Here is a 6,498-nt window from a genome sequence, read left to right as displayed (position 1 = left end):
AAGAAATTCAAATTCAGACTCGTAAACCCCATAGTATCAACACCGATGGCGAAATTACTAGCACTACTCCCGCCATGTTTCGAGTTATTCCGACGGCCTTAGGAGTCTATATTCCCCGTCAGGAAACACAGTTTTAAAATTAACGAAAAGGAGGAGAATATAATAAACCCCCCTTTGTCCAAAGATTATTTAAACCTCGATCGAGTTGCAGGGGTTTACCGATTTCACGATCATAAATTTCCCCGTAATTACCCACCTGTTTTAAGACTCTTTGGGCAAAATCATTGGGTAAACCCATATCTTCACCTAACTTCTCGTCGATACCCAAAAAGCGCCGAATACTGGGGTCTTTGCTATCGGCAAAAGTGGCAATATTTTGGGAGTTAATCCCAAATTCTTCCCCTTGAATTAAACTAAAAACGATCGAGCGGACGGCATTCGACCAAGGGGGATCACCATCGGCCACGGCCGGGGCCAAGGGTTCCTTAGATATTACCACTTCTAATAATTGATGATCCTGCGGTCGGGGAAAAACCGAGCGCCGGGCCACCAATTGGGAGCGATCGGAGGTGACGGCCTGACAACGCCCCGCCTGATAAGCTGTATATAAGGCCTCCACATCATCGGAAACGATCGGTTTATAACCTTGAACTCCCGCTTTTGCCATGGCATCGGCCAGATTTTGTTCTGTGGTGGTTCCCGATAGCACACAAATGGACTTTCCGCTCAAATCTTCTAATTTCTTAACATTACTGGCTTTCGTGGCCATAATTCCTTGACCATCATAGAAAACCGGGGTGATAAACTCCATCCCCAGGGCGGTATCCCGGTTAATCGTCCAAGTGGTGTTGCGACTGAGGATATCCACTTCTCCCGTCTGCACAGCAGTAAATCTCTCTTGGGGGCTAAGTTTACGATATTCGACTTTGGAGGTATCATTAAAGAGAGCGGCCGCAATAGCTCGGCAAATTTGCACATCTAAGCCCGAATATTCGCCTTTTTCATTAACAAAGCTAAACCCCGGCACTTCTCCGTTAATGCCACAAATTAACTTACCGCGATTTTTCACCGTTGGCAAGCGGCCAGCATCGGGACTACTTGCAGTGTTAGAACTAGAATTGGGTTGATTTTCCGTGCCACAGGCAGTAATTAGCAGTAAAAGCAGGGTCAATGCACAAAAACGCCACTTTAGCATAGATATTCTCTGAAAATTTTTTTTAGTCACTTAATTTTAGCTGAAAGACCAGAGGAAGCTTAACAGTATAGCCACGATCGCACCGATAACCGTATTGATCACATTGACCAATTCATTAGTTAACCACAGAAAGCGAGTTTGTAGGGTAGCACCGATGAGACTTTCAATATTGGTGGCGATAAATGCCGCAATTACGCACCATAACACACCGATAGGATCGATCGCACCGATAGCCCATGCTAACAGGGAAATAGCCGTGGCTGCCAGCAAACCGGCGAGCGTTCCCTCTAAACTAACAGCACCTTCTGTTCCCCGGGGGACGGATTTAAAATTAGTGATTAGATAAGTAGTTTTACCGTAAGCTTTACCCACCTCACTGGCAGTAGTATCGGCTAATTTGGTGCTAAAACTAGCCACATAAGCGAGTATTAAGAGGTAATCCCAGGGAGAAGCGGCAAAAAGACTTAGGATAGCGCAAATTGCCCCCGCTAAAGCGGAACCCCAGACATTTTCTGGACCGCGTACCCCCGCTCTTTTTTCGGCGATTCCCTCTGCTTCCTTGCGCGCTAAACCGATGCGGGTGACAGTAGAACCGACGAGGAAATAGAATAAAACAATTAGATAACCGCGCCATCCTAAGCTTCCCCAGACAATTACCCCTAAAACCCAAGCATGGAGATAACCCATGGCAGTTAAGAGCTTTTTTGGGGCAATCCAGGCGATTCCGAGGAGGATGGTATTGAGAAGAACAGCGACGAGCCAAGGATTAGTTAACATAGTATCGGGCTAAAGTTTACCTCCCCCCATTGTATCGATCGAGTTCATGAAAACTAATCAACCTTATCAACCTCTTTTACTGCGAATTCTGCACGGATTCACGGGAATTGTCCTGATTGCCGCCATGGTTACGGCCTATTGGACCTATGATACTTTTGACGGTCGTTGGTTAAAACTGCCCTTACCAGAATATGGAGAAATTGAAAGTATTCACGGCACTTTTGGCCTCTATACTCTGATTATTTTTCCTATTTTTGCTATCTATGCTTTTCGTCGGGGCAACAAAAGATTAATTCAAAGTGATTCTCTTAACAAATTAACCCAATTTGGTAAGCCGATTTGGTGGTATAGTCTCCATCGTTTAGTCAATACTTTGACTCTTTTTGCCCTAACTTTTGCTTTGTATAGTGGCCGGATGATGGATTCCAAATGGCTACCAGAAGGGGAATTAAATCACTTCTGGTATTATGCCCATTTGCTCAGTTGGTTAATTATGGCAGTATGTCTGATCCTGCACCTGCTCATGACTGCTAAAGTGGGAGGGGTTCCCCTGTTATTATCTATCCTTAAATGGCGTTTTCGTGAACAAGATAGTCCGAAATTATGGTTGTCTCAATTACGTCAATGGGGGTTAAGTTTGCGTCTAGCTAATACTTTTCAGTGGCTACAATCTCTTAACTTATACAAAGTCTTAGAAATTGTTATTTTATTGGCTATTATAGCGGCTTGGATTGTTCCCAAGTTTGACTAAGGTGTACTGTATTTAAACTGCGTATTGGAAGTTTTAGTACAAATGCTTAACTTCCCTGCTCCCTCCTCTCATATACCTTTTAAACAAGATTTAGTATGATTTATTGACCCCGACGAGCGAGAATAATCATCGTCTTCGCTAAGGGAGCAATACGACCGATACGATAGATTTTCTCTACCGATAAATTAGCTTCTGTTAACAGTTTTGTGATAGTTTTGACAGACCAAAATTTAATATGTCCGTGATCCCAAAGAGCGGTAAAATGATCGTCCATCTTGCCCGTAGCCGCTAGGGCCAAATTTTTCAGATAACTATGATAGGGAGTGGAGATCAGCGCAGCTCCTCCGGGTTGCAGCAGATTATAAACGGTCTTAGCATAATCGCGCGGGGCATAGACGTGTTCTACCACTTCCAAACTAATTAGCAGCGGAAAAGTACCAAATTTACTAGCCAGATCATCATAGGCGGAGCCAACGTAGAGATCAAGTTCAGGATAGGCTTTTTTTGCCTCTGCTATCCCCGATTCGGAAGGATCGCAGCCACTGACTTGAAATCCTTTTTCTGATAACCAATTAGCGATCGATCCGTTGCCACAACCGAGATCAAAAATACGCTTTTCAGGAGGAGCAAGATCGGCAAAAATCTGACTTGGAGAAGGTAGCAAATAAGCGTGGGCAGTCCCACAGCAAGAATTTTGATAATGATAATAATCTGACATATTTTAAAACAGTTAATGTGTAAGTGTTTTGCGTGGCATCACCACTATCGCAGGGTTATACAAAAAGTAACTTTTGTCAAGGGTTTAGTGAAATTTATTGTCACATCCCATTGATACCATGTACCATGGTATTTTATAAATATATTGCATTTACTATTATGAATGGACATCCTGCAAAAATCAAAAACCTTCCGTTAGACGATAAGTCTCCGAGTCAGTATTCTCCGAGTTAGAAGTCGTCAACTTAACAGTAATAGCTGAATTCTGTTATCAGAAAACCTGAACAACTACCAAAGCGGATCGGAGTATAAATGAACGGTTAAAGAATCTCGATCGCTGGGGATACCGGTAATACAACTACAAATTTGACTACCATCATCTAATTCTACTTCACAGGCGTGACAGGAACCCATTAAACAGCCGGTAGGAATGTCAATTCCTGCTTTTTTGGCCACATCTAATAATAGTTCTCCGGTTTCCGCTTCCATGATGATATCATCGGGTAAAAAACGCACTGAAATAGTCATAATTTCTCCTTACAAATGAGCAAGAATAGGTTTAAGATTTAAATGTTCTTCCACTAAATTAGCCATAGTATCCAGGGTTATTTCTCTTTGTTCACTATAGTTAGCAATTCCCGTAGGCAAAGATAATAAACCGCGACGCTGACGCAGATGATTTAACCAAGTTCTTCGCCAAGAACCATTATCAAAGATACCATGTAAATAACAGCCCCAAATTGAGAGAGAATCATTGACAATTCCTAGACTAGCATCTTCCTCGAACATTTTTTGATAACCTGATTCACTTTCCCATTGGCTTATTCCTTGGTGAATTTCGTATCCCATTACCGGTAAACCCGCTTGGGGATAATTGGATAAAACTTGTCGTTGACGGGTAATTTTTTCGGCAGTAATTACCGTTTTTAAGGGCAGTAAATTTAAACCTGCTGCCTCACTGTATGTACTTTCTCGATGGTCAGGATCCAGGATTAATCGCCCTAACATTTGTAAACCACCACAGATGCCAAAGATAATACCTCCCCTTTGGTGATAGGCTTGTAATTGATTAGCCATACCACTTTGATCAAGAGCGATTAAATCAGCGACAGTCGTTTTAGAACCCGGGATAATTACCCCATCGGGATAACCTAAAGATTCCTGTAATTCTAGATAACGTACATTAACCGTTGCTTCACCACAGAGAGGGTCAAAATCAGTAAAATTAGCGATATGAGGCAGACGAATGACAATGATATTTAGTTCAGCTTTTGGTTTTTGGGCGGGGCGATCGAGTAAACTGAGAGAATCCTCGGCACTTAAAAAGATATCACTATAGGGAAGAACTCCTAACACAGGAATTTTTGTATAATCTTCTAGCCAAGTAATCCCCGCATCTAAGAGAGATTTTTGTCCGCGAAATTTATTGATCACAATACCTTTAATTAAAGCTCTTTCCTCCGGTTCTAATAATTCTAACGTACCGACGACGTGAGCAAAAGCCCCCCCGCGATCAATATCCACCACCAAAATAGTAGCGGCATCCAGATATTTAGCCACCCGCATATTAGTTAAATCGCGATGTTTGAGATTTATTTCCGCCGGACTTCCCGCACCTTCACAGACAACTAGATCAAATTCTGTTGATAATTTAGCTAAAGATTCTTTAATTGCTTGCCAACCTTGCTCAAAATAATTCTGATAATAATCCGCTGCCATGGTGACACCAACAGCCTTGCCTTTAATAATCACCTGAGAGGTCATATTTCCCTGGGGTTTTAATAAAATTGGGTTCATTTCTACCCGGGGAATTGTCCCCGCGGCCCATGCTTGCACCGCCTGGGCGTGACCCATTTCTCCCCCTCCGGCGGTAACATAGGCATTAAGAGCCATATTCTGACCTTTAAAGGGTGTTACCTGCCAACCTTTCCGGTTTAATAGACGACATAAGGCCGCAGTTAAAAAAGATTTACCCGCGTGGGATGTTGTCCCCACTACCATGATTGCTTTCATCTAGTTTTTTTAGTTGAGTATTTTCAGTGAACAGTAAACAGTAAACAGTAATCAGTGATCAATAAACAGTAATCAGTAAACAGTTGATAACTGATAACCAGTAACTGAAAACTCACATCTGATAACTGATACTAAATCCGTTGAGTATAGGCTACTTATGAGGAGAGACACTCATGCAATAGGCAAAAGGGAGAATAAATAATCAGTCTTTAATAACCGGATTTGGGTTCTTCGTTACTTGTTATGGTTCGATAGGGTGGCATAAATCGACTAAATCCTTATCTGGCGAGAGAACAGTTGACAAAAATCGCAGTAATGTCTCTCTCTATAAGGGTTTCATCCCTTATAACCCTCGTCGATTGCATAACACAAACCGAAGAACCCGGATTTGGTATGATAACTGATAACAATGGCCGAATCTACAACCTAATTTGTTAAGCTAAAAGCTTTGATGTACTTAGTTTATAACCTTTTTTTAGGTAGGAGAATTGCCAGATTCTTTCTATTAACCCCCCCCGATGTCGAGGGGTTGGGGGGGTTGCCTGTTGCCTCTTGCTTAAAAAGAAAACCAACGTTGCAGAGTATTTAAAAATCTTTGCCAGAAATTGGGTTTAGGGAAAAGATACCCTTGGGGTTGCCATTTTTCTATTAATTTCCTCCCTAAAGGAGTGAGACGAAAACTATCGGTTATCCCCTGTCCATCTACTTCGCGCCGCAAAATTCCCACTTTAATCAACCAGAGAAGATAGCTTTCCGCTGCCGCTTCCGTCAGCAGTCTGGAAGTATAACCTTTTTCTAAACCTCCAGGACCGGGGATGCTTAAAAGTGATACACTTCGCTCAAGCATAGCGGCGAATAGGGTGAGACGGAAAGGAGAACAACAGAGGGCGCGTTCAGCCCTAGTGATGGTAGCATCAGGATAATTGATCGCGGTAACGGTGGGAGTCGATAGGCTCATCGAAAATTTGGGTCTGAAACCCCGTCGTTCTACGACGGCTTTACCGTTAAATATTAGCGCATTTACACGATATATGCCAGAATGTAA

The 6,498-nt window shown here is 42.6% G+C and carries 7 protein-coding genes and 1 pseudogene; 2 read left to right on the top strand and 6 right to left on the bottom strand.

All coding sequences use genetic code 11. The features are described from left to right. Positions 1-137: pseudogene (locus tag BGL89_RS18675) on the top strand (lipid kinase); the annotation flags it as partial. Between the two features lie 2 nt (positions 138-139). Here BGL89_RS18675 and BGL89_RS18670 read toward each other — a convergent pair. Further along, the gene (locus BGL89_RS18670) at positions 140-1,195 is read right to left on the bottom strand and encodes an amino acid ABC transporter substrate-binding protein (protein WP_286827023.1); all 1,056 of its coding nucleotides are present in this window, start codon (positions 1,193-1,195) and stop codon (positions 140-142) included. Between the two features lie 36 nt (positions 1,196-1,231). Continuing rightward, complete coding sequence (locus BGL89_RS18665) at positions 1,232-1,972, bottom strand: TIGR00297 family protein (RefSeq protein WP_286827022.1); 741 nt, start codon at positions 1,970-1,972, stop codon at positions 1,232-1,234. A gap of 46 nt (positions 1,973-2,018) precedes the next feature. Here BGL89_RS18665 and BGL89_RS18660 point away from each other — a divergent pair, with 46 nt between their 5' ends. Next, entirely contained in the window at positions 2,019-2,723 is a 705-nt protein-coding gene (locus BGL89_RS18660) for a cytochrome b/b6 domain-containing protein (protein WP_286827021.1), read from the top strand. Between the two features lie 100 nt (positions 2,724-2,823). Here the strand turns inward: BGL89_RS18660 and BGL89_RS18655 are convergent, their stop codons facing one another. The 4 genes from BGL89_RS18655 to BGL89_RS18640 form a co-directional block, all read right to left on the bottom strand. Beyond that, positions 2,824-3,441 (bottom strand): class I SAM-dependent methyltransferase, encoded by a 618-nt coding sequence (locus BGL89_RS18655; protein WP_286827020.1) that lies wholly within the window; start codon positions 3,439-3,441, stop codon positions 2,824-2,826. A 287-nt stretch (positions 3,442-3,728) separates the two neighbouring features. Then, complete coding sequence (locus BGL89_RS18650) at positions 3,729-3,968, bottom strand: 2Fe-2S iron-sulfur cluster-binding protein (protein ID WP_286827019.1); 240 nt, start codon at positions 3,966-3,968, stop codon at positions 3,729-3,731. Positions 3,969-3,977: 9 nt separating this feature from the next. Continuing rightward, positions 3,978-5,453, bottom strand: coding sequence for a cobyric acid synthase CobQ (gene cobQ, locus BGL89_RS18645; protein ID WP_286827018.1), 1,476 nt, complete (start codon positions 5,451-5,453; stop codon positions 3,978-3,980). Positions 5,454-6,009: 556 nt separating this feature from the next. Then, positions 6,010-6,411 (bottom strand): Npun_F0494 family protein, encoded by a 402-nt coding sequence (locus BGL89_RS18640; RefSeq protein ID WP_286827017.1) that lies wholly within the window; start codon positions 6,409-6,411, stop codon positions 6,010-6,012. Positions 6,412-6,498: the final 87 nt, after the last annotated feature.

This window comes from Microcystis sp. LSC13-02, assembly GCA_002282935.1.
Taxonomy (GTDB): Bacteria; Cyanobacteriota; Cyanobacteriia; order Cyanobacteriales; family Microcystaceae; genus Microcystis.
This window is presented reverse-complemented; position numbering and strand designations above follow the sequence as displayed.

Coding starts and splice junctions, on each gene's coding strand:
- BGL89_RS18670 (WP_286827023.1), bottom strand. CDS start 1,195: ATGCTAAAGTGGCGTTTTTGTGCATTGACCCTGCTTTTACTGCTAATT.
- BGL89_RS18665 (WP_286827022.1), bottom strand. CDS start 1,972: ATGTTAACTAATCCTTGGCTCGTCGCTGTTCTTCTCAATACCATCCTC.
- BGL89_RS18660 (WP_286827021.1), top strand. CDS start 2,019: ATGAAAACTAATCAACCTTATCAACCTCTTTTACTGCGAATTCTGCAC.
- BGL89_RS18655 (WP_286827020.1), bottom strand. CDS start 3,441: ATGTCAGATTATTATCATTATCAAAATTCTTGCTGTGGGACTGCCCAC.
- BGL89_RS18650 (WP_286827019.1), bottom strand. CDS start 3,968: ATGACTATTTCAGTGCGTTTTTTACCCGATGATATCATCATGGAAGCG.
- cobQ (WP_286827018.1), bottom strand. CDS start 5,453: ATGAAAGCAATCATGGTAGTGGGGACAACATCCCACGCGGGTAAATCT.
- BGL89_RS18640 (WP_286827017.1), bottom strand. CDS start 6,411: ATGAGCCTATCGACTCCCACCGTTACCGCGATCAATTATCCTGATGCT.